20 protein-coding genes are annotated in these 22,223 nt (G+C 70.3%); 8 read left to right on the top strand and 12 right to left on the bottom strand.

The window, feature by feature from the left end:
- Positions 1–15: 15 nt before the first annotated feature.
- From ACWEOO_RS13630 to ACWEOO_RS13620, 3 genes are read left to right on the top strand one after another with little or no spacing between them, the layout of a single operon-like run.
- The gene (locus ACWEOO_RS13630; protein WP_452143229.1) at positions 16–993 is read left to right on the top strand and encodes a DUF5937 family protein; all 978 of its coding nucleotides are present in this window, start codon (positions 16–18) and stop codon (positions 991–993) included.
- A gap of 26 nt (positions 994–1,019) precedes the next feature.
- Positions 1,020–1,682 carry a hypothetical protein gene (locus tag ACWEOO_RS13625; protein WP_452143228.1) on the top strand — a complete coding sequence of 221 codons (663 nt, stop codon included), beginning with the start codon at positions 1,020–1,022 and terminating at the stop codon, positions 1,680–1,682.
- A 45-nt stretch (positions 1,683–1,727) separates the two neighbouring features.
- Positions 1,728–2,696, top strand: coding sequence for an EamA family transporter (locus ACWEOO_RS13620; protein WP_363710553.1), 969 nt, complete (start codon positions 1,728–1,730; stop codon positions 2,694–2,696).
- Here the strand turns inward: ACWEOO_RS13620 and ACWEOO_RS13615 are convergent.
- The 7 genes from ACWEOO_RS13615 to ACWEOO_RS13585 form a co-directional block, all read right to left on the bottom strand.
- The gene (locus tag ACWEOO_RS13615; protein WP_452143227.1) at positions 2,693–3,853 is read right to left on the bottom strand and encodes an alanine--tRNA ligase-related protein; all 1,161 of its coding nucleotides are present in this window, start codon (positions 3,851–3,853) and stop codon (positions 2,693–2,695) included. The genes ACWEOO_RS13620 and ACWEOO_RS13615 overlap by 4 nt on opposite strands.
- 228 nt (positions 3,854–4,081) lie before the next feature.
- The gene (locus ACWEOO_RS13610; protein ID WP_452143226.1) at positions 4,082–5,200 is read right to left on the bottom strand and encodes a glycosyltransferase family 4 protein; all 1,119 of its coding nucleotides are present in this window, start codon (positions 5,198–5,200) and stop codon (positions 4,082–4,084) included.
- Entirely contained in the window at positions 5,197–6,444 is a 1,248-nt protein-coding gene (locus tag ACWEOO_RS13605) for a M48 family metallopeptidase (RefSeq protein WP_452143225.1), read from the bottom strand. Before ACWEOO_RS13605 ends, ACWEOO_RS13610 begins: the two co-directional genes overlap by 4 nt.
- Complete coding sequence (locus ACWEOO_RS13600) at positions 6,437–7,921, bottom strand: hypothetical protein (protein WP_452143224.1); 1,485 nt, start codon at positions 7,919–7,921, stop codon at positions 6,437–6,439. The genes ACWEOO_RS13605 and ACWEOO_RS13600 overlap by 8 nt, the downstream gene beginning before the upstream one ends.
- A gap of 89 nt (positions 7,922–8,010) precedes the next feature.
- Positions 8,011–9,072 (bottom strand): NlpC/P60 family protein, encoded by a 1,062-nt coding sequence (locus ACWEOO_RS13595; RefSeq protein WP_452143223.1) that lies wholly within the window; start codon positions 9,070–9,072, stop codon positions 8,011–8,013.
- 275 nt (positions 9,073–9,347) lie between these two features.
- A complete protein-coding gene (locus ACWEOO_RS13590) occupies positions 9,348–9,578 on the bottom strand; it encodes a hypothetical protein (RefSeq protein ID WP_355689771.1) in 231 nt (76 codons plus the stop codon).
- An 81-nt stretch (positions 9,579–9,659) separates the two neighbouring features.
- The gene (locus tag ACWEOO_RS13585) at positions 9,660–10,925 is read right to left on the bottom strand and encodes an NYN domain-containing protein (protein ID WP_452143222.1); all 1,266 of its coding nucleotides are present in this window, start codon (positions 10,923–10,925) and stop codon (positions 9,660–9,662) included.
- 225 nt (positions 10,926–11,150) lie between these two features.
- Between ACWEOO_RS13585 and ACWEOO_RS13580 the strand changes: the two genes are divergently transcribed.
- Positions 11,151–12,944 carry a DEDD exonuclease domain-containing protein gene (locus tag ACWEOO_RS13580; RefSeq protein WP_452143221.1) on the top strand — a complete coding sequence of 598 codons (1,794 nt, stop codon included), beginning with the start codon at positions 11,151–11,153 and terminating at the stop codon, positions 12,942–12,944.
- Here ACWEOO_RS13580 and ACWEOO_RS13575 read toward each other — a convergent pair.
- A complete protein-coding gene (locus ACWEOO_RS13575) occupies positions 12,941–13,360 on the bottom strand; it encodes a hypothetical protein (RefSeq protein ID WP_452143220.1) in 420 nt (139 codons plus the stop codon). The genes ACWEOO_RS13580 and ACWEOO_RS13575 overlap by 4 nt on opposite strands.
- Positions 13,361–13,444: 84 nt before the next feature.
- Between ACWEOO_RS13575 and ACWEOO_RS13570 the strand changes: the two genes are divergently transcribed.
- Positions 13,445–14,236, top strand: coding sequence for a helix-turn-helix transcriptional regulator (locus tag ACWEOO_RS13570; protein WP_359933256.1), 792 nt, complete (start codon positions 13,445–13,447; stop codon positions 14,234–14,236).
- 28 nt (positions 14,237–14,264) lie between these two features.
- On the top strand, positions 14,265–14,552 hold the full coding sequence (locus ACWEOO_RS13565; protein WP_355480274.1) for an Lrp/AsnC family transcriptional regulator: 288 nt from the start codon (positions 14,265–14,267) through the stop codon (positions 14,550–14,552).
- Positions 14,553–15,085: 533 nt separating this feature from the next.
- Here ACWEOO_RS13565 and ACWEOO_RS13560 read toward each other — a convergent pair.
- Both ACWEOO_RS13560 and ACWEOO_RS13555 read right to left on the bottom strand, forming a co-directional pair.
- Positions 15,086–15,847: a hypothetical protein gene (locus tag ACWEOO_RS13560; protein WP_452143219.1), complete on the bottom strand. Its 762-nt coding sequence runs from the start codon at positions 15,845–15,847 to the stop codon at positions 15,086–15,088.
- A 9-nt stretch (positions 15,848–15,856) separates the two neighbouring features.
- Positions 15,857–16,108: a hypothetical protein gene (locus ACWEOO_RS13555; protein WP_452143218.1), complete on the bottom strand. Its 252-nt coding sequence runs from the start codon at positions 16,106–16,108 to the stop codon at positions 15,857–15,859.
- A gap of 282 nt (positions 16,109–16,390) precedes the next feature.
- Between ACWEOO_RS13555 and ACWEOO_RS13550 the strand changes: the two genes are divergently transcribed.
- Entirely contained in the window at positions 16,391–18,463 is a 2,073-nt protein-coding gene (locus tag ACWEOO_RS13550) for a hypothetical protein (RefSeq protein WP_452143217.1), read from the top strand.
- A 439-nt stretch (positions 18,464–18,902) separates the two neighbouring features.
- On the opposite strand, the gene ACWEOO_RS13545 is transcribed toward ACWEOO_RS13550, so the two are convergent.
- Positions 18,903–19,319 carry a hypothetical protein gene (locus ACWEOO_RS13545; protein ID WP_452143216.1) on the bottom strand — a complete coding sequence of 139 codons (417 nt, stop codon included), beginning with the start codon at positions 19,317–19,319 and terminating at the stop codon, positions 18,903–18,905.
- A 1,170-nt stretch (positions 19,320–20,489) separates the two neighbouring features.
- Between ACWEOO_RS13545 and ACWEOO_RS13540 the strand changes: the two genes are divergently transcribed.
- On the top strand, positions 20,490–21,131 hold the full coding sequence (locus ACWEOO_RS13540) for a hypothetical protein (protein ID WP_452143215.1): 642 nt from the start codon (positions 20,490–20,492) through the stop codon (positions 21,129–21,131).
- A gap of 42 nt (positions 21,132–21,173) precedes the next feature.
- On the opposite strand, the gene trpD is transcribed toward ACWEOO_RS13540, so the two are convergent.
- Positions 21,174–22,217 (bottom strand): anthranilate phosphoribosyltransferase, encoded by a 1,044-nt coding sequence (gene trpD, locus ACWEOO_RS13535; RefSeq protein ID WP_452143214.1) that lies wholly within the window; start codon positions 22,215–22,217, stop codon positions 21,174–21,176.
- Positions 22,218–22,223 lie beyond the last annotated feature (6 nt).

Here is a 22,223-nt window from a genome sequence, read left to right as displayed (position 1 = left end):
CGAAAGTTCTGGTTCATGACCGTCCTGCGGTTCACGCAGGCGGACGCGCTGCGCTGCCGGTTCGGTGCGTCGCCGCTGTGGGAGACGATGTCGGCGGTGCGGGTCCTGAACGGATCGAAGCACCGGCCGCTGTACGGCGACTGGATCGCGGCGAAGCGGGACGCCGCACGCACCCTCGACCTGCGGCTGCTGAAGGCCGTGCAGCCACGGGTCGGGTTCACGCCGGACTTCCTGACTCCACCGCCCAAGGCGTCCCGCGCGAAGTTCGGCACCGAGATCGCCCGGGTGCGCAGCACGCCGCTCGACACGGTGCGGACCGAACTGATCCGGTCCCGCGACGAGTTGAAGAACCCTGCCGCGGCTGAGATCGACACGATGCTGGCGGACCTCAGCGGCAGCCGCGAACGGCTCGCCGACGAGATCGAAGCCGCGTGGGAGGCCCTGATCAGGCCGGACTGGCCGCTGATCAGCCGCGTCCTCGAGGACGACATCGCCTACCGCGGCCAGCAACTGACCGACGGAGGCCTGGCCGGTCTGTTCGACGACCTGCACCCGACCCTCGCCTGGGAGGACGACCGCCTGGTCGCCACCCGGTACCGCTCCGAGGACCGCGATCTCACCGGGCAGGGCCTGCTCCTGGTGCCCGGGGTCTTCGCCTGGCCGTATCTGGTGATCGTCGCCGACCCGGCCTACCACCCGACCCTCGTCTACCCCGCCCGCGGCGCCGCGCGACTCTGGTCCGACGCACCCGCTCCCCCGGATCCGCTGGCGCGCCTCCTCGGCCGCACCCGCGCCACGCTCCTCGTCGCGCTCGACCCGCCCGCCACGACCAGCGCCCTCGCCGCCCAGTACAACCTGGCGCTCGCCACCGTCGCCGAACACCTGTCGGCGCTGTACGACGCAGGGCTCGCGACACGTCGCCGTACCGGGCACCAGGTCCACTACCGGCGTACCGAGGTGGGACAGGCCGTGGTCGACGCCTCCGTCGGCTGAGCGCTGATCGGCGTCAGAATGCTGGGGTGAAGAAGGCGTCGTATCCGCGCACCCGCCACACCCGGCGCTGGCCGGCCTCGCTGGCGGTGCTGGCTGTGCTCGTCCTGCAACTGCTGGTGCCGGCGCAGATCAACGCGTTGCCGCGCTGGCTGATGCCGGCGCTCGGCTTCCTCCTGCTGCTGCCGCTGGTCTGGATGAACCCGTTCCACCTGCGCCGGGACGAGCCCTGGCTGCGGTGGGTCGAGCTCACCCTGCTCGGCGTCCTGGTGGCCGTGAACGCGTTCTACCTGGCCGGGATGATCTTCTTCCTGAACAACGGCGACGCCAACGAGGGCAAGGTGCTGGTGAAGAGCGCCGTCCTGATCTGGGTGACGAACGTGGTCGCGTTCGCGGTCTGGTACTGGGAGATCGACCGCGGCGGCCCGTTCGCGCGGGCGCCGGAGCACGAGCGCGAGACCGAGCGGGCGGATCTGCTGTTCCCGCAGATGACCGTCGACCTGCCCGGCTGGAAGGGCTGGCTGCCCGGATTCACCGACTACCTGTTCGTCTCGTTCACCGCGGCGACCGCGTTCAGCCCGACCGACACGATGCCGCTGTCGGCCCGGACCAAGATGCTGATGGGCGTCCAGTCGGCGATCTCCCTGCTGACCGTCGCCATCATCGCGGCCCGCGCCGTGAACGTCCTGTGAGATCCCACTCGACAGGCATGTAATGGGCATGAGAGCGTTATGCCCATGTACAGCACGAAGTCGGTGGGGTTGGGGTTCGCGGTCTTCTCCGCGATCACGTTCGGCGGGTCGGGGCCGTTCGCCAAGGCCTTGATCGGAGCCGGCTTCACGCCGCAGCAGGCGGCCTGGTTACGGATCCTCGGCGCCGCCGCCGTACTCGTCCCGCTCGTGCTGATCTTCCGCGGCCGCGGCGGCCTGCGCGCCGCGCGGGCGTCCTGGAAGGCACTGGTGCTGTACGGCCTGACCGGGATCGCCGGATGCCAGACGCTGTTCTTCCTCGCCGCCAGCCGGCTGCCGGTGGGCGTGGCGCTGATGCTCGAGTTCTCCGGTCCGGTGCTGGTGGTCGCGTGGCTGAAGTTCGGCCAGAAGGTCGCCGTCCCGCGCTCGGCCGCGATCGGCGTCAGCATCGCGGTCGTTGGTCTCGCGACCGTGGCCGAGATCTGGTCCGGGTTGCGGATCGACCTGATCGGCCTGATCGCCGGTCTCGGCGCGGCCGCCTGTCAGGCGACGTACTTCATCCTGATCGACAAGCTCACCGGCGCCGCGGACCCGCTCGTGATGACGGCCGCGGGCAGCGTGGTCGGCGCCGTCGTCCTGACGCTGATCGCGGCGCCATGGGGTACGCCGTGGCATGTGCTCGTGGACACGATCGCGATCGGCGACCGGCACGCTCCCGGCTGGGTGATGGCCGCGTGGCTGATCCTGGTCAGCACGGTCGTCGCCTACCTGGCCGGTGCGGCCGCGGTCCAGCGGCTGTCGGCGGCGATCGCGGGTGCGGTCGCGTACGTCGAGGTGGTCGCCGCCTGCATCTTCGCGCTGATCCTGCTCGGCGAGACGCTGCGGCCGAACCAGATCGCCGGCGGCGTGATCGTGCTGATCGGCGCGTTCGTGGCCCAGTCGTCGGTCGGGAAGGTCGCGTCACCGGAGATTCCCGACGCTCCCCAGACCGACGTACTGGATCCGGCAGCCATCTAGCGCAACGAGTCGACGAGCTCGCGGGGCAGCCCGTGGGTCTCGTGCAGGTACTCGTAGTCGGTGTCGTCGAGCGACTTGTGGAACCGCTCGTGGCTGAGGACCTTCCGGCCGCGGTCGAGCAGGTTGCTGAACCGGATCTCCTCGTCGATCAGGATCCGCCGGATCAGCGTCACCGTCTCGCCCTGGTGGAAGTGGTTCAGGGTGTGCTCGAACAGCTCGATGGGCAGGTCCGACAGCGAGCGCGACTCGTCGGTCTGCCAGAGGATGGTCAGCATCCGGCGGATCAGCCGGCGCAGCACGTACCCGCGGCCGGTGTTCGACGGGTGCACGCCGTCGCCGACGATCACAATGCTCGACCGCAGGTGGTCGATGACGATCCGCTGCGAGCGCTCGTCCAGCGTCCAGAGCTTCGGGACGATCCGCAGCCACGGCTCGAACAACGAGGTCTCGTACACCGAGGTCTTGCCCTCCAGCAGCATCGTCAGCCGCTCGAGGCCGAGGCCGGTGTCGATGTTCTGCTGCTTGAGCGGTTCGAGCGAACCGTCGTCGAGCCGGCGGTAGCGCATCATCACGTGGTTCCAGACCTCGACCCAGCGGTCGTCGGTGGTCGGCGTCCCCTCCGGCTCGCCCTCACCGGTCCAGACGAAGATCTCCGAGTCCGGGCCGCACGGACCGGTCGGGCCGTTCGACCACCAGTTGTCGTCGGTGGTCAGCTCGATCGGCAGGCCGAGCTGCTGCCAGGTGCGCAGCGATTCCTGGTCGAGCGGCACCCCGTCGTCACTGTCGTCCCCGCCGAAGACGGTCACGTACAACTGCCGGGGGTCGAGCCCGTAGCCGGTGGTCAGCAATTCGTACCCCCATTCCAGGGTCTGGCTGCTGCCGTAGTCGCCGAGCGACCACGAGCCGAGCATCTCGAACACCGTCAGGTGGGTCGAATCCCCCACCTCGTCGAGATCGGTGGTGCGCAGGCATCGCTGGACGCCGGTGAGTCTGCGCCCCAGTGGATGTGGTTCGCCCTCCAGGTACGGCGTGAGCGGATGCATCCCCGAGGTCGTGAAGAGCACGGGATCGCCGAGCCGCGGGATGAGCGTGGACCCCGTCGTCGGGACGTGGTCGCGGTCGATGAAGAAGTCGATGAAGGTCCTGGTGATGCTCATGGTTCTCGTCCTTGTCGATTCAGGACCGGAACCGGACCACCGGGGCTACAGAAACAACAACACCGGCGAACCGTTTCCGGTCGCCGGTGGAAGTTTCAGGATGTCAGGCCGCGGCAGCCGGAGAGCGGAAAGCTCGTACGGCTGCGGCAAGTCGGAACATCCGGTGCATGCCGGTCAGAGTACACGACCCCCACCACACCCTGTCCACCGATTCCCCCGCCCCGCGTGTCACACGGCCAGCAGCTCCCGCAGCACGGCGCCCGACCGCGACCACGCCCACTCGTCCTCAACCCACTTGCGGCCCGCTGCGCCCAGAACCTCACAGTGCTGGGGGTTCGTCAGCAGTTCGCTCAGGCGCGCACCGACGGCGGCCGGGTTGTACGGATCGACCAAATATCCCGTCGTACCGTGCAGGACCGTGTCGGAAGCCCCTCCGGAATCCCCCACCACCACCGGCTTACCGGTCGCCGAAGCTTCCAGCGTGACGATCCCCAGCGCCTCCGGCTCCAGGCCGAACCGCCGTGTCCGGCACGGCATCGCGAACACGTCCGCCGCATCGACGTACGGTGGGACCTCGGCCCACGGAACCGGCCCCGTGAACACCACCGCGTCGGACACCCCGGTGCTCACCGCCAACTCCTCCAGATAATCCCGGTCCGGTCCACCGCCGACCAGCAGGAGCGTGGCCCCGGGCGCCGACTCGCGAACACGCGGCCACGCCCGGATCAACGTGTCCTGGCCCTTGCGGCGAATCAGCCGCGACACACACGCGACCACCGGCACGCCGTCAAGCCCGAGCCCCTTGCGGACTTGTTCGCCACCGCAGCCAGGAACGAACCGGGTGGAATCAACCCCCGGCGTCAGCCGTCGCACCCGCCGGGCGGCTGCCGGAGAAAGGGCAGGGACAATCTGCTCCTCACACCACGACGACACCGTCGTGACCGTGTCGGCGGCGTCCCCGATCCTGCGCAACGCCTGCCGGGTTCCTGGTACGCCGGCCCACCACGTCTCGTGCCCATGTGTCATCGCGACGATCTTCCGCGCGCCGGCCCGGCGCAGCGCTGTCCCCATCAACCCGAGCGGTGCGGCCGCCCCGAACAGAACCCGGTCGGCACCGTACTCCCGCATCAGCTGCACGGCCCGCTTCGTGACGCGGGCCGTCGGCAACAACATCGACGACCGGTCCCGGACGACCGGAAACGGCAGCGTGGAGTCGTATGCCGCGTCGCCCGGCTCGCGCGACGTGTAGACGACGACGTCGGGCAGCTCGTCGCACAGCGAACGGACGAACGTCTCGATCCCGCCTTGCCGCGGCGGGAAGTCGTTGGTGACGACGAGAACCGTCATCGTGTCGCCAGCGGCGGAACCGTGCCGGCGTTCTCAGCCGCCCACGCCCGGCCCATCGCGATCCGCTCCGGCGCGGTCGGATGGCTGGCGAACATCCAGTACCGCCAGCGGCTGGGCTCCAGACCGGAGATGTTCCGCACGGCGAGGTCGTGCTGCATCGCCACGAAGTCGCGCGGATCGTTCGTCAGCCGGAGCGAGTGGTAGTCGGCGCGCGCCTCGATCTTGCGACTCACCAGGTTCTGCACCGGACTCGCCAGCGTCGTACCGGCCACGATCAGCGCGACCAGGACCGCCGTACGACGCGGGTCCGCCAGCCGGGGCCCGAGCAACAGGTACAGCAGGGTGATGCCGAACGCCGTACCGAGCACGCCGATCAGGGTGCCGTGCAGGACGTCGTCCTCCGCGGCGTGACCGAGCTCGTGCGCCACGACGAGCCGGACCTGCGCGGGCGGCGTGTCCTTCAGGAGCGTGTCGTAGACGACCAGCCGCCGGGTCGAACCGAAACCGGACACGTACGCGTTGAGCGCCGTGGTCCGCTTCGACGCGTCCGCGACCAGCACGTCCTTCACCGGTACGCCGTCCTCGGCCGCGAGCTTCAGGAAGTCGTTGCGCAGGGCACCGGCCGGCATCGACGTGAACGTGTTGAACCGCGGCTCGACCAGCACCGGATACGCGAACGACACGCCGAGCACGAGCAAGGCCGCGACGATTGCTCCGGGCAACCACCAGCCCTGCGGGCGGCGCTTCGCGAAGCCGATCAGGACGACCGCGAGCACCGCGACGCCGATGGAGGTGATCGCCCAGTTCACGCCGCGGTCCCACACCCACAGCCGCCAGTTCTCGACCGCCAGGCCGTACTTCAGGCTGACCCGCTGGGCGAGCACGTCGGTCGGAAGGGTGAGCAGGTTGGTGATGAGGGCGATCCCGGCGACCGTGACCGGTACGGCGAGGAACCACAGGCGGATCCGCAGCCCGTCGTACAGCCGGCGGCCCAACGGACTGAAGCCGATCGCCAGCGGGACCACGACCGAGATGATCCAGGACGCCGTCGACCAGCGGAGGATCTCGTGGCGGAACGCGTTCTGGCGGGCGATCTCCGCGGACGTGAAGTCCAGCGCGGCGTCCGGTGCGGGCAGATCGATCAGGTGCCAGGGGGTGGTGACGGCGATCGTGAAGACCAGTGCGAGCGCGAGCAGACCGCCCGCGGCGCGAGGCGCCCACGGACGGGACGTTGCTCTACGCACCGGCGAGCCGTTCGAGGTACTTCTGCCACTCGGCGACGAACTCGGCCTCGGTCATCCCCAGCACCGACTTGAACGCGTCCGCCAGCCCGGCCGACGTCTTCGACGCATGCACGGCCCGGTAGAACCTGACCAGCTTGTCCTGCCCCTCACGCTCGGCGATCAGCCGGCAGGCCAGCCACGCCGACTCGTACGCCTGCGGCAGCTCGGTCGCCGACGCCGCGAACGCCTCCGGGGACGGCAGCGAGGCCGGCACATGCCCCGCCCGCACCGCCTTGAACAGCTCCTTCGCCGCCGACTCGTCCTGCACCGGCACGGCGGTGAACGCGACGTAGTCCGCGAACCCCTCGGCCAGCCACAACGGCACCGGCGACGCCGTCGCGGTCGACGCGACGTGGGTGGTCTCGTGCGTGAGCACGATCCGCCGGCCCTGCTTGCCGAGCTCCTCGAACAGCTTCGGATTCGCCACGATCCGCACCGGCGCGCCGATGGCCGGCGTGTCCAGCTCGGCCATCGTGACGGCCGCGATCTGGGTATAGGTGTTCGGCTGCGCGCCGAGCACGTTCTCCATCTGGGCCTGTTTGGCCGGCAGGTAGACGACCACCTTCTGCCGCCAGCCCTTGCCCCACACCTTCGTCACCGACTCGACCGCCTTGTCGGCGACCGGCACGTAGCTGCGCGCCTCCGACTCCGAGTCGAGGCTGATCACCAGGCTGTGCTCGCCCTTGGCCAGCTCGATCGGGCCGAGCGCCCAGACGGGGCGGCGCTGTCCCGCCACGAACCGCTCCGAGAACGAGGCCGCGTACGTCTTGCCGTCGCGGGTCACGAAGGTCACCGGGAGCGTCTCGCGGGCGGGTTTGACGTCGTACCCGGCGAGTTGCCAGGAGACCTCGACCTGCGCGAGCCAGGACTGGGTCCCGCCGAGCTCCGCCTGCCGGTCCGGGGTCAGCGCGGCCGCGTCGTCGCTCACGTAGCGCAACTGGAAGGTGCCGAGCGGGAGTGTGGTGAGGTTGCTGTAGATCGTCCGCGCGCTGGTCCGGAACTGCGTGGCCTTGGGGTCGATCGTGTTCAGGAACTCGGTGCGGTCCTCGTTCTCGACCGCGTCGGTCATCTTCTGCAGGACCGCCTCACCGGCGACCGCCCGCTGCACACCGGCCTGGGCCTGGTCGGGTGTGGTCGGCGTCGACTGCGGCACCTGGCCCGCTCCCGGCGCGTTCGGATCGGCCGGGGCGTCGGCGATGTGCTGCAGGCCGGCATACCCGGCCCCGGCGACCAGGCAGACGGCGACGCCGAGCGCGACCTTCTTCAGGATCGGTGCGAACGGCGGCCGCTGCGGACCGTCGGCGCGCGACTCCGGCCGGTGGTCGATCGGCTCCCGAGGGTCACCGGACGACGGGATCACCGGCAGTGGAACCGTATCGCCCTGTTCGTCGATCACCTCGGCCCTTCGCTGCTCACCTGCCCCGACCAGGCGGAACACTACGTGCCTCCTCCGACCCTACGGCACCGCCGTGAAATGCCGCGGCTCCGGGGGACCCCCGGAGCCGCAGAGTATGTCAAGGTCGCAGGTCAGCCCGGACGGACCGCGGTGTTGTACGGGTTCTCGTCGAGCGGGGCGATCTCCACGCTCTTGCCCGGTCGCGGCGCGTGCACGATCCGGCCGTTGCCGAGGTAGATGCCGACGTGGCTGATCGGGCTGAAGAAGAAGACCAGGTCGCCGGGCATCAGGTCGGACTTGCTGACCCGGCGGCCCTCGCTGGCTTGCGCCTTCGACGAGTGCGACAGCGAGACGCCGGCCTTGCCCCAGGCGTACATGGTCAGGCCGGAGCAGTCGAAGGAGTTCGGGCCCGAGGCACCCCACACGTACGAGTCGCCGAGCTGGGCGAGCGCGGCGTTGATCGCGATCTTCGCGCGGCCGCTGGCCGGGACGTTCGGCAGGTTCTTGTCGTCGCCGGTGCGCGAGCCGTCGCGGGTCGGGCGCTGCTTGCGCGCCTCCTCCGCCGCCTTGGCGTTCTCTTCCTCGATCCGCTTGCGCTCGGCGTCGCTGAGCTTGTCGAGCACCTTCTGCGCCGCGTCGAGCTTGCCCTGGAGCTGGTTCTTGAACGCGTCCTGCTTCGCCTGCACGGCCTGCAGCGCGGCCAGCTCGGTCTGCTCGCTGGCCTGCAGGTCGGTGAGCTTGCCCTGCGCGACCTGGTAACGACGCAGCGCCGAGTTCTGCTGGCCGGCGAAGGCCTGGGCGGTGGACGCCTGGCTGAGGAACTGGTCCGGGTTGCTCGACAGCAGCAGCTGCGCGGTCGTGGAGATGCCCGACGTCTGGTATCCGGCCACCGCGAGGGAGCCGATCTGCCGCTTCACCGCGTCCACCTGGCCCTGCTGCTTGGCGATACCCGCCTGCAGGGCCTTCACCCGGGCGCTCGAGGCGGTGATCTGCCCACGCAGGTCGTTCGCCGACTCGCCGGCCTCCTCGGCCTGGTGCTGCAGCGCCGCGATCTGCTTCTTCGCCTCGGCCAGAGTGGGCTTGGGGTCGGCGTCAGCCGCTCCCTGGATGAAGATCACTCCCGCGGCGACGGCGGTGCTGGTGATGGCGGCGAGGGCGATTCCCTTGGTGCGGTTGATGCGTCCGATGGACACAGCCCGGTCGGTCCCTTCCTCTGCTCGCGCCGTCCCCGTTGATCAGGCCCTCCGCACGGACTCTCGGTCCGCGGATCCGCCGGATCACTCCCTCGGCTTGCCGTTGCCCGGTCGGCCGGAGCGGCCGACGCCCTGAGGCAACGAGACGTAACAGTAGTGACCGTTTCGTGACCAGTGCAATTCGCCCCTCGGGTTTGATCGAAAATTAACGCAGGCCAGTCCTGGCCAAACGATCGTTTCGCTTTGTCCCGTAAGGGGCCTGAGATCCGCGGCGGTCAGCCGGTCTGCTCCTTCGGCGCGTCGTTCGGGTCGACGCTGTTCACCGCGTGCACGAGGCGTAGCGGCGGGACCAGGCCGGACTCGGCGAGCGCGTCCAGGGCGGCCTTCTCGTCGTCGTCGATCCGCAGGCTGCCGGACCGTTCCTCCGAGAACCCCAGCACCACCGTGACGACGCAGTCCTGGCAGCCGGGACCCTTCATCACACAGGCGTCGCAGTCGATCAGCACAACATCCTCCAAGGGGGGAAGCACCCGGACTTGCATCCGGCTGAGAAGGACGCTAGAGACCCCCGCCGACAATTTCTGTGGTCAGGCGCGGGCGATGCGTGCTATCAGGCTGCTCGCGGTGAGCGCGCGGGCGCCGAGTTTGACGATGCTGTCGGCAACTTCGCGGTCGGTGGAGACGACCACGACCGGGCGGCCGGGCGGTTCGGCGCGGACCAGTTGCCGGATCACCTCGTCGGCGATCACGCCGGCCGGACTGAACCGCACCCGCACTCCGCGGGGCGGGTTCAGCTGGACCGGACCCGACAGCTCGGCGCCGTCGAACACCACGGTGACCTCGATGCGCCGCTGTGCGACCAGTGCGCCCAGTGCAGTGACGAGCCGCTGACGCTGCGAATGCAACGGCGAGTTCGGCCAGGCGGTCTTCGTCACGTTGTAGCCGTCGATGATCAGATGCACCTGCGGTAACGCGAGCAACTCGTCGAAGAGCGCCGGATCGTCCTCAGGCGCCGTACGTCCGACCGGGGCCGCATCGGGCTCGGACCCGGCCACCGTGTCCGCGGGACGGAGCTCTCCCCCGGGCGGCAGGGCCAGTTCACGGCGCAGGCCGCTGGCTGCCTCGAGCAACGTGTCCAGCAACAGCCGGGTACGCGTCGACGCGAGCTCGCGCTCCTGCCCCGCCGTACGACGGGCCGCGTGCTCGACCGCCTCCAGTTCGGTGATGCGGGCGCGGAGCTTGCGCAGCTCACGCTCGACCTCGGCCCGCGCCGCGTCGACGCGTTCGTCGGCGCTTTCGGCTTCCCTGGTGCGCTGCTCGACCTCCGACTGCAGGCCGGTGATCCGCTGGCGGGCCTCGTTCAGCTTGCGCCGGAGCGTGACGTTCTCGGCCTTCAGCTCGTTGACCTGTTCACGAAGCCGTTCGCGCACCTGGCGGGTCTCGGTGCGCGCCTGGTCGAGTTGGTCGGTGAGCCGGTTCACCGCATCGCTGCCGGCCTGTGGGCTCTCCACGGGGACCTGGGCGGCCGCGGCGATGTGCTGCTCCCAGTCGTCGGGGCGCAGCAGATAGGCGAGCGCGGCGACCTCGACCGGATCCGCGGCCGGGACCGGCACGCCGTCTGCCACCGCGTCGCCGAGCTCCGGGTGCTCCCGCCGTACCTCGAAGGCCGTCAGCCGGCGGAAGTGGTCGTCGGTCTCCAGGATCGGCCCGAGCACCGAGGCCGACAGCTTGGCCCGTTTCGCCGGGGCGAAGCTGGCGAACCGGCGCAGCGGCGCCGGGATGTCGGTCGCGGGCAGCTGACCGAGGGCGTGCGCGGCGAGGGTCAGGACGCGTTGCCGGACCGGTTCAGGCAAAGTCGTAGCGGCGGAGCTCGCGGCGGTGCCGGCCTCAGTCACCGGTCCGCAGTCCGGCTGGAACGACGACCTGGCAAGTGCTGCTCGACCAGTGACGCAGACCACAACGAGCGGGCGCCGGGCCCGGTTTCGCGGTGATCGCCTGTGTACGCATACCGAGAGCCTAGTCGACTCTCCTGCGTGTCACCTGCGGAATTGTCGGTGGCGACTCCTAGCGTCGTGGCCATGACGAGCCCAGGGCATGCGCCGGCCCCGGATCCGCTGCTGCCGATCCGCGGTGTGCAGCACAGTTTCGACGACCTCGGCACGCCGCTGCACGCCATCACGTTCTGCGTCGTGGACCTGGAGACGACGGGCAACCCGCCGGGCGAGGGCGGCATCACCGAGATCGGCGCAGTCAAGGTGCGCGCGGGCGAGGTGGTCGGCGAGTTCCAGACGCTGGTCAGCCCGTCGGAGTCGATCCCGCCGTTCATCGCCGTGCTGACCGGGATCACCAACGGGATGGTCGCCGCGTCGCCGCGGATCGAGTCGGTGCTGCCGGCGTTCCTGGAGTTCGCGCGCGGCTGCGTGATGGTGGCGCACAACGCGCCGTTCGACATGGGCTTCCTGAAACACGAGAGCCTCGTGCACGGGTACGACTGGCCCGACTTCACCGTCGTCGACACCGCGCTGCTGGCCCGCCGGGTGATCACCCCGGACGAGGCGCCGAACTGCAAGCTCGGCACGCTCGCGAAGCTGTTCCGCACGACCACCACGCCCAACCACCGCGCTTTGTCCGACGCCCGCGCGACCGTCGACGTGCTGCACGGGCTGTTCGAGCGGGTCGGGTCGTTGGGCGTGCAAACGCTGGAGGACCTGCAGACGTTCTCGTCCAGGGTCGCGCCGGCCGTCCGGGCCAAACGCCACCTGGCCGAGTCGTTGCCGCACGCACCGGGTGTGTACCTGTTCACCGACGACCGCGGCGAGGTGCTGTACGTCGGGAAGTCCAAGGACCTGCGCACCCGCGTCCGCTCGTACTTCACCGCCTCCGAGACCAGGAACCGGATCGGCGAGATGGTCGGTATCGCCACCGGCGTCCGCGGGATCGAGTGCGGGACGCCGCTGGAGGCGGAGATCCGGGAGCTGCGGCTGATCGCGGAACACAAGCCGCGGTACAACCGGCGGTCGAAGTTCCCGGAGCGGCAGCATTGGCTGAAGGTCACGGTCGAACCGTTTCCGCGGTTGTCGCTGGTCAAACAGGTGCGCGACGACGACGCCGGGTATCTCGGGCCGTTCAGCTCGCGGAAGACGGCCGAGCGAGCGATGGCCGCGCTGCACGAGGCGTTCCCGATCCGGCAGTGCACCGCGCGGATGTCGAAGCACCCTTCGCTGTCGCCGTGCGTGCTGGCGGAGATGGGCCGGTGCGTGGCGCCCTGCGACGGCCGGATCTCGATGGATTCGTACGGCGAGTTCGTCGCGGCGCTCCGGTCGGCGCTGACGGCCGACCCGACGCCGGTCGTCGACGCACTCGACCGGCGCATCGACGTACTGTCCGCGGACGAGCGGTTCGAGGACGCCGCGGTCCACCGGGACCGGTTGAGCGCGTTCGTGCGTAGCTCGGCGCGGATGCAGCGGATGGCCTCCATCACCGGCTGCGCCGAGATCTGTGCCGCCAGGCGGACCGACGACGGCGGCTGGGAGCTGCACGTGATCCGCCGAGGGCGGCTCGCGGCGGCCGGGTTCAGCCCGCGCGGCACCGACCCGCGGCCGCACCTGGAGATGCTGCGCGCCTCGGCCGAGACGGTGCTGCCCGGGATCGGGCCGGTCGCGGCGGCCTCGCCGGAGGAGATCGAGCTGATCCTGCGCTGGCTCGAGCTCCCCGGCATCCGCCTGGTCGAGATGGACGGCACCTGGACCTGCCCGGTGAGCGGCGCCGGCCGGCACCTCACCCGCCTCGACAACGCCCACTCCGACCGCCACCAGCACCCCACCGAACGCCGCCGCCACCTCCGCCCGCTGGGCCCGGCTCGGGTTGGTTAGGCCTCGATGAACTGGTAGTCGGTGCTGATGCGGCCGTCCGGGGCGAGCTGGAGGAGATCGATGCCGATGGCAAGCGGCTCGCCGCCGCCGGCCGGGACCATCGCCCAGCGCAACTTCACCACGTCGCGGAGCGCGGCCGCCTCGCCATGCTTCACGAACTCGTACTGCCCGGGCGCGACGAACTCGTCGTACGCGCGGGTCACGCGGCTGAGCAGCTCCGCGTGTCCACGCGCCTCCAGGGTCGCAGTGACGCCGATCTCGGCGGCCCGCTTGACGATCTCCTCGGGCGGCTCCAGCAGGTGCACGCCACCCTCGGTCCACAGTGCTTCGACGGCCTCCTTGCGGGCGTCGGCGTCGGCTTCGTTCCAGATTGCTACATATCGCTTCGCGAGGTCTTCCGCTGCGTTGTTGTTCATGACCACGACTTTGCCGGGGGCACCCATCGACCGGCAATTCCCTGCTGGGTATGGATTGTCGGCGGCGTGCGTTAGAACTGCGGCATGGCATCCGAACTGTCCGTAGGACTACGGTCGTGGCGCGCCCGCCGGCGGGTGAGTCAGCTCGAGCTGGCCGTCCGCGCGGGGACCACGCAGCGGCACGTCAGCTTCATCGAGAGCGGCCGGTCGGTGCCGGGACGCGACATGGTCATCCGGCTCGCCGAGTCGCTCCAGGTGCCGTTGCGGGAGCGCAACCAGCTGCTCGTGTCCGGCGGCTACGCCCCGGCGTACGACGAGACGCCGTACGACTCCCCCAGCCTCACCGCGATCCGGACCGCGCTGGCCCGGATCCTCGACGGGCACCGGCCGAGCCCGGCCGTGGTGGTGGATCGGCGTGGTGACCTGGTGCTCGCGAACAGGTCGTTCGACGCGCTCGTCGCCGGAGTCTCGCCGTACCTGCTGGTTGCGCCGGTGTCGGTGCCGAGGCTGTTCCTGCACCCCGACGGGCTGGCACCGCGGATCGTCAATCTCGCCGAGTGGTCGTGGCACGTGATCGACGGGCTCAGCCGCGAGGCCGCCCTGGTGCCGAACCTCGAGGCCGACGCGCTGATCGCCGAGCTGGTTTCGCTGATCCCGCCGCGCCCGGAAACAGGCCCGGACCACCTCGGGTTCGCCGTACCGCTGCGGCTGCGGTCGCCGGGCGGGGAGCTGCGGTTGATCACGACGCTGACCAGGTTCGGGACCGCCGTCGACGTGACCGTGTCGGAGCTGCGGATGGAGGCGTTCCTGCCCGCGGACGAACCGACGGCGGCCGCGCTGCCGGGACTCGGCCGCGACTATGCTTCTGCAGGTTGAGAAGGTGAGTTCTGGAGGAGAGGACGGCATGGTCACCGCGATCGTGTTCATCAAGGCCGACGTCGCACGGATCCCGGAGGTCGCCGAGCAGGTGGCGGCGATCGACGGCGTCAGCGAGGTGTACTCCGTGACCGGCGGGCTCGACCTGATCGCCCTCGTCCGGGTCGCGCGGCACGACGACCTCGCCACCGTCATCCCCGAGCACGTCAACCGGGTGCCGGGTGTGCTCAGCACCGAGACCCATATCGCCTTCCGCGCGTACTCCAGCCACGACCTGGAGGCGGCCTTCAGCCTGGGCCAGGAGGACGGTGTCTGAGACGTGGTCCCAACGGATCCGACTGACACGAGCTGAAGTTACGGTGTGCACATGAACGTCCGGGGTCAGGTCCATGCCGAGCAGGTCCGCGCAGTCGCGCCGGCATCCCAGCGAGGACGCGGATGAGCAACCCACCCGTCGGCTGGTACCCCGACCCCACCGGCCAGCCCCACACCATCCGCTTCTGGGACGGCAAGAAGTGGACCAGCAAAACCAAACACGAGAACGAGGCGACCGAAGAGCCCACGGCACCCGAGCCGACTCCGGCTGATCCCGATCAGGCAGCATCCCACCCGGAAGCCACCACCGACCAGGTCGATCAGCACCCCCGGCCAGCCGAGCAACAGCAGCAGCCTTGGCCGACCCAGCAGCAGGAGCCCGCCCAGCATCAAACCTGGCCAACCCCGCAAGACGAGCCCTCCCAGCAGCAGTCCTGGCCGGCTCAGCAGCAGGAGTCAGCTCAGCAGCAGTCCTGGCCGAGTCAGCACACCGACGGCCAGCAACAGCCGTGGTCCGCCGATCAGCAGCCGTGGTCAGCAGGCGAGTTCAGCTCCTACGACCAGCCCAACGCCGAGCACTCCCAGCACCAGCCGGCGCCCGGCCAGCACCACCCCGCAGCGCAACAGCCCTGGCCTGCCCAGCAAGAGCCTGGAGCTCAGCAGCAGAACCAGCCCTGGCCAGCCCAACAGCAGCCGGACCAGCAGTCGACGGCCCACGACACCACGCAGCAACAGCCGTGGTCCGCAGACCAGTTCAGCTCCTACGACCAGCCCAACGCCCACCAGGCCCAGCAGCAGCCGTGGCCCGGCCAGGAGCAGCCCGGAGCTCACCACCAGGAACAGCCCTGGTCGGCAGACCAGCAACCGTGGTCCGCCGACCAGTTCAGCTCCTACGACCAGACCGACGCCGAGCATGCCCAGCAGCAGCCATGGCCCGGCCAGCAGCAACCTGGAGCTCACCACCAGGAACAGCCTTGGCCTGCCCAACAGCAGCCCGAAGCTCAGCAGCAGAACCAGCCCTGGCCTACCCAGCAACAACCGGACCAGCAGGCCACGCCCGACGGCACCACGCAACAACAGCCCTGGTCCGCAGACCAACAGCCCTGGTCCGCCGGCCAGTTCAGCTCCTACGACCAGCCCGACGCCGAGCAGGCCCAGCAGCAGGCGGGGCCCGGCCAGCAGCACCCCGCAGCCCAGCAGAACCAGCCCTGGCCGCCCCAGCAGCAGGAGCCAGCTCAGCAGCAGTCCTGGCCGAGCCAGCACGCCGACGGCCAGCAGCCGTGGTCCGCCGACCAACAGCCCTGGTCAGCCGACCAGTTCAGCTCCTACGACCAGCCCAACGCCGAGCAGAACCAGCAGCCTTGGCCTGGCCAGCAGCAGCCCGCAGGGCACAACCAGCAACAACCCTGGCCCGCGCAACAGGAGGGTCAGCAGCCGGACCAGCCCCAGCAGTCTTGGTCTGCGGATCAGCAGTCGTGGTCGGCTGATCAGTTCAGCAGCTATGACCAGCCGGATCCTGACTCCGAGCAGACTCAGCAGCAGCCGTGGTCTGCCCAACAGGACTGGTCGCAGGAGCCGACCGTGCAAGGCTCCGGCACAGCTGAGCAGACCCAGCAACAGTCGTGGTCGGCCAACCAACAGCCGTGGTCAGCAGACCAGTTCACCTCGTACAACCAACCCGAGCAAACCCCCTCTGATCAAGGCACGCCCGGCACCTGGGACATGCAGCAAGGCCCGGCGCAGCAACCGACGGACCACGCACCTGACGCCAACGAGCCGACGCGCCCAGTGCCCGTACAGCCTGCGGACGAACCACAGCCCACGCCTGGCCTACGCGCAGTGCAGCACACCCCTGTCGAGACGACCGAACAAGCCGAAGGCGGCGGCTGGTGGCAACCAGCCGCCACACCGCAACTGTGGAGCACGACGCCGTCCACCGACGACGCAGCGACCGGCGGTACACGCCTGCGCGCAGTCGCGCCGGACGAAACCGCGCCCTCGCCCCAGTCAGCAGCTGCCCAGGCGACACAGACAGTTGAGACGGCTCAGACCACCGAGGCGTCGCGAGCCGAGGCAGCCGCACGTGCGCGCGCGACCTGGGGCGCTCCGGAGCTAGCCCCTGCTCCGCCGGAACACTGGACTCGGCGCGAGATCTCCCCCGAGCTCGAAGAAGAACCCGCCCCACCCACCGACGCGCAGCCAGACGAACAAGCCACCGGCTGGACCCTCAAGCTCGCCCCAGCCCTCGCCGACGACGCAACCGACGCAACGTCGACATCTGCAGCCGACACCTTCACGCCAGCCGCAGACGAGCAGCCCACGAACCAGCGGGCAACGGACCAGCACGCCGCGTACCCGCAGACAGCGGATGAGCACGCTGAGGACGAGCAGACCGCGGACCAGTCCGCCGCAGACCCGCAGGCAGCGAACCAGCCAGCAACCGACCCGCACGCAGTGAACCAGCAGACAGCGGACCAGCGGGCTGCAGACCAGCGGACAACGGACCAGCGGGCTGCGGACGAGCGGGCTGCTGAGCTGCTGGCGGCTGATGACGCTGAGGCGGCCGGTCAGCTGCGGCCCGACTGGGGTAGCCAGTCCGGTGACGGGCAGGACGAGCAGGCAACCGACGTACCAGCGTGGGGTGTCGAGGCGTCGGCCGAAGAGGACGAGCAGAAACCAGAGAAGGCCAGTCCTCTCTGGACTGTTCCGGAGACGTCAGACACCCCGCAGGAGCAGCCTGTCCAGCTCTGGGGCGATCAGCCGAGCCAGACCTCGAGTGCGGGGCAGACCGCGCAGGCCGGGCAGGTTTGGGGCTCACAGCAGAGTACGGCGGGAGTTGATGCGCCCAGCGACAACGGTTGGGGCGACTCGAACGGCGTACAGGAATCCTCGCCGTGGGGCCAGCAGCCAGCCGCCGGTCAGCAGGGTGGCGACCAAGTGTGGGGCGGCCAGTCCTGGCCCGTGCAGGAGGCCGCCGGTCAGCAGAACGCTCAGCCGACCCAGCAGCAGTGGGGTGCCGGCAACCAGCAGGCCGGCCAGCAGCAGGGCGGCCAGCAGGCTTGGGCTGGTCAACAGACGCAACGAGCCTGGAACGACGACGGGAGCGAGGCTTGGGGCGGTCAGACCGACCTGAGCGCCGGCGTCGGCAAGCGGGACGGCGGCAAGGGCAGCAAGAAGTCCAAGAGTTCCGGCGGCGGTGGTCCGTTCGGCGGGAAGATGCCGCTGATCATCGCCGGCGGGGTCGCGGTAGTCCTGTTGACCGTCGCCGCGGTGGTCCTGCTGACGAAGGGCGACAAGGAGACCGCTGACCCGGATCCGACCGGTACGCCGACGCAGAGCTCCTCCCCCACGCCGACGAACCAGTCCAGCACCAAACCCGGTCAGTCGAAAAACCCGTCGCTGCACGAAGGTGCCGGCCGGATCGCGTCGGACGCGATCTCGTTCCCGCGCCGGAATCCGCCGTGGTCGGACCGCAAGCGCCTGGTCGAGCAGCTGATCAACTCGAACGGGCAGCGCATCGTCCTCAAGGAGGACGTCGTCGAAGGCGACGACTGGAGCGCGGACATCTTCGTCGGCGGTCTGGGCACCGGATCCGGCTTCAACGGCGACCCGAAGGCGACCGCGGCGTCGCTGTCGCTGAAGGTGCGCGAACGCATGTACGGGAACATCCCGGTCACGTACAAGACGGTCGCGAACGGTCCCGTCAAGCGGAGCGGCAAGGCCGGCTGGGTGTTCCAGCAGTCCGTGACCGCGACAACGACTGCGGTGACCGATCGAGTACTTACCCTGACGGTGGCCGTTTTCGACCTCGGTGACGGGACGGCGGTCGCCTACATCAGCGGCATCCCGAACAACCGCCCGGACCTGAAGAAGGCCGCGGACCAGGCCTACCTAGGAATTCAAGTTGGCTGACAACAACCACACCCCGCCCCACGACACCCCCCAGGGCACGGACCCGCTCACCGGCACCCCCCAAGCACCGCCCTCCCCGACGCCCAGCAGCGAGGCACAGGGCGCCGGCCAGATACCAGGTCTCGGTGAACAACCGCGTGCTGACCACCCGGCAAGTGCCAGCGAGACGCCGGACGCCGGGCAAGCGCCTGGTATCGCCGAGTCGCGGGGCGCCGGCCAGCTACCAGGTCACGGTGAGATGCCGGCTGCGGGTCAGGCACCAGATCCAGGTGAGGCGCTTGGCGCGGGCCAGGCATCAGGTCTCGGTCAGGCGCCAGGTGCGGGTCAGGGTGGATCTTCGGATGCTCTGTTCGGGCAGTCGCCTGCTCCGGCGCCGCCTCCTCCGCCGGTACGGCCGCAACACGCGGCCCCGCCGCAGCAGCACTGGACCAGCCAGCCCTCACAGCCTTCTCCCCACCAGCAACCGACCACTCAGCAACCACCTGCGCCGCCACGCCCCGGCACTCAGGCACCAAGCGCACAGCAGTTGGGCGGGCAGCAGCCAGGCGGACAGCACTTGGGATCCCCGCAGTCGGGCGGCCAGGCCGGCGGCCCGCATGCGGGGTCCCAGGCGGGCGGGCAGCAGGCGGCGTCCCAGGCAGCGGGGTCTCAACCGGCGGGCGGTCAGCAGCAGGGTAGGCAGCCGGGTGCGCCGATGTGGGGCGTGCAGCAGCCACAGCAGCCGGGTGGGCAGCAGGTGCGGCCTCAGCATGCGGCTCCGCCGCCGGGGGCGCAGTACGGCGGGCAGCGTCCGGTGCAGCAGTCGGGGCAGGGTGAAGCGGGCCGGCCAGACGGTGGCTACGCGCAACCGCGTCAACCGCAATCCCAGCCTGGGCAGCAGGCTCCTACACAGACAGGCCAGGCCGGTGCTGGGCAGGCCGGGCAGATGTGGGCTGTGCAGCAGAGCGGTCAGCGGGCGGGTGGCTGGCAGGCGCAGGCTTCTGGGCCTCAGGGCAGTGCGCCGCAGTTCGGCGAGCAGGCCCGGGCGCAGGGCTGGCAGGTCGGTTCGGCGCAGGGCGGGCCTGCTGGGCCTCAGGGCGGGCAGCAGGTCGGCGGGCAGGGCTCTCAGCAGGCTGGACCGCAAGGCGGGCAGCTCGGTTCGGGGCAGGGCGGCCCCGCGCCGCAGGGCGGTCAGCACGCCGCGCCGCAAGCGGGAGTGCAGGGCTCAGCGCACGGCGGGCCGGTCGGTTCGGCGCAAGGTGGGCCAGGCGGCCAGCAGGCCGGCGGGCAGGGCAATCAGCAGGCTGGGCCGCACGGCGGGCAGATCAGTTCGGCACAAGGCGGGCAGGCAGGAGGGCCGCGGGTCGGTCAGCACGCTGCCCCTCTGGCTGGGGTGCAGAGCTCCGCGCACGGCGGGCCCGGCGGGTCTGCGCAAGGTGGGCCGGCTGGGCCGCAGGGCGGTCAGCAGGCCGGTGCGCAGGGTGGGCGGGCCTTGTTTACTGAGGTGGTTTCGCGGGCGGTTGGGCCCGGGGCTGCGGGGGGTTCTCACTCGGGTGCGCAGGGGGCTGGTTCGGGTGATGGGCGCTCGGATGGGCTGGGTGCTGGGGGGTTCGGTGGGGCGGCGGCTCATGGTGCTGGGCAGGGTGCCACGCACGGCGCTGGGTTCGGCGCTGGGCAGGATGCCGCGTCTGGGGCTGGGGACGGCGCCGGGCATGGCGCCGCGTACATGGCTGGGCAGGGTGCTGGACAGGGCGATGGGCACGGGACCGGGCAGGGTGCCACGCACGGGGCTGGGGACGGCGCTGGGCACGGCAGCGCGTATGGAGCTGGGCAGGGCGTCACGCACGGGACCGGGCACGGGGCCACGCACGGGGCTGGGCACGGGGCTGGGCGTGGGGCTAGTGGGTCGCGGGGGGCGGCTCGGCATGGGGGTGGGGGGTCTGTCGGCGTAGGTGCCGGGGGTGGGCCTGGTGGGCGGGCTCGGGCTGTGGGGGCTGCGGTGTTGGTGGTGGCGGCTTTGGCTGCTACGGGGTTAAGTGTCGGGTGGGTGTGGAACAGGGCTGAGGCGATCAGTCCGGTTGCGTTGCCGACGGCGGCGGAGAAGCCGATCGAGACGGTCAGTCCGTCGGTTAAGCCGACGAAGACGCCGACGCCGTACGGCAAGGTGCTCGGGACCGAGATGCTGGCGGCCAACAACGACACGATGCCGGTGATGAGTTCGGCGTGGGGCAACAACTTCGAGCGCACCGGGTTGTGGGGCGGCGCCGCGGTCTGGCTGACGGTGCACAACAACTACAACGGCAAGGGCTCGTCGTGGGGCAACTACGTGTCGTTCGGGCAGCTCCCGCCGGACATCCCGTACCAGAACTCCGCGGCGGGTCGTAAGCAGGCAGCGATCCAGATCGGCGCCCGCGCACTCGTCAACCTGTACGACAAGAACGTGACGGTGGTGAAGAACAGCAGCACCCACAAGGTGATCACGGTCAACGGCCACCCAGGCCACGAACTGACGGCCAGGGTCCCGGTGAGCGTGCCGAAGCTGACGGAGACGTACTCCACGATCATGATCGCGGTCATCGACCGCGGCGACGGCACCGCAGACGTCTCGATCGCCGACCTGGCTGGTTCAACCCCGGCCTGGCAGAACGTCTGGCGCTACAAGGTCAGCCAGATCAAGGTCAACAAATAGGAAGGTGCCGGCGGGGACAATCCCCGCCGGCATCAACAAGGACTAGCCGCGCACCTCGGCGCAGGCCGCGATCCAGCGGTCCAGCACGTCCTTCGCCGCCCCGGAGTCGATCGCCTCAGCCGCGCGATCCATGCCGCTGCGGATCCGCTCCGTCACGGTGCCGGCCTCCGGCGTGTACGCCGCGAGCGCCGCGCCGGCGTTCAGCAGTACGACGTCCCGCACCGCTCCCGGCTCGCCGTCGACGAGGGCCCGCACGACCTTCGCGTTGTACGCCGCGTCCGCGCCCTTCAACGCGTCCGCGGCCACCGGCTCGATGCCCAGCTCCCGCGGGTCGAGCGTGACCGGTCCCTCGACCTGACCGCCGCCGACGGTCCATACCTGCGACGTCGTCCGCGTGGTCAGCTCGTCCAGCCCGTCGTCGCCGTGGAACACGAGCGCGTCGATGCCGCGCCGCGCGAGGACACCGGCCATCAGCCCGGCGATCCGGCCGTCGCCGACGCCGACCGCCTGCGCCGACGGGTTCCCCGGATTCGCGAGCGGGCCGAGGAAGTTGAACGTGGTGGGCACCCCGAGCTCCCGCCGCGGTACGGCGGCATGCCGCAGCGCGGGGTGGAACGCCGGAGCGAAGCAGAACGTGATCCCGGCCCGCTCCCCCACCTCGGCCACCTGCGCCGCGGTCAGGTCGAGCGGAATGCCCAGCTCCTCGAGGACGTCCGCCGCGCCGCAGGCCGACGAGGCCGCGCGGTTGCCGTGCTTCAGCACCTTCGCGCCCGCCCCGGCCGCGACGATCGCGGACATCGTGCTGATGTTCACCGTGTGGGCTTGGTCACCACCGGTACCGACGACGTCCAGCGTCCGGCCGGGCACCGAGATCCGGGTGGCGAAGTCGCGCATCGTGGCGACCAGGCCCTCGACCTCGGTGACGGTCTCGCCCTTGGAGCGCAGCGCGATCACGAACCCGGCGAGCTGCGCGGGTGAGGCGGCGCCGGACAGGATCTGCTCCATCGCCCACGCCGTGGCGGAGGCCTCCAGGTCCTCACGCCGCAGCAGCGGGTTCAGCACCTGCGGCCAGGTGTAAGCCCCCATGGTGCG

Source organism: Kribbella sp. NPDC004138 (assembly GCF_053603655.1).
This window is presented reverse-complemented; position numbering and strand designations above follow the sequence as displayed.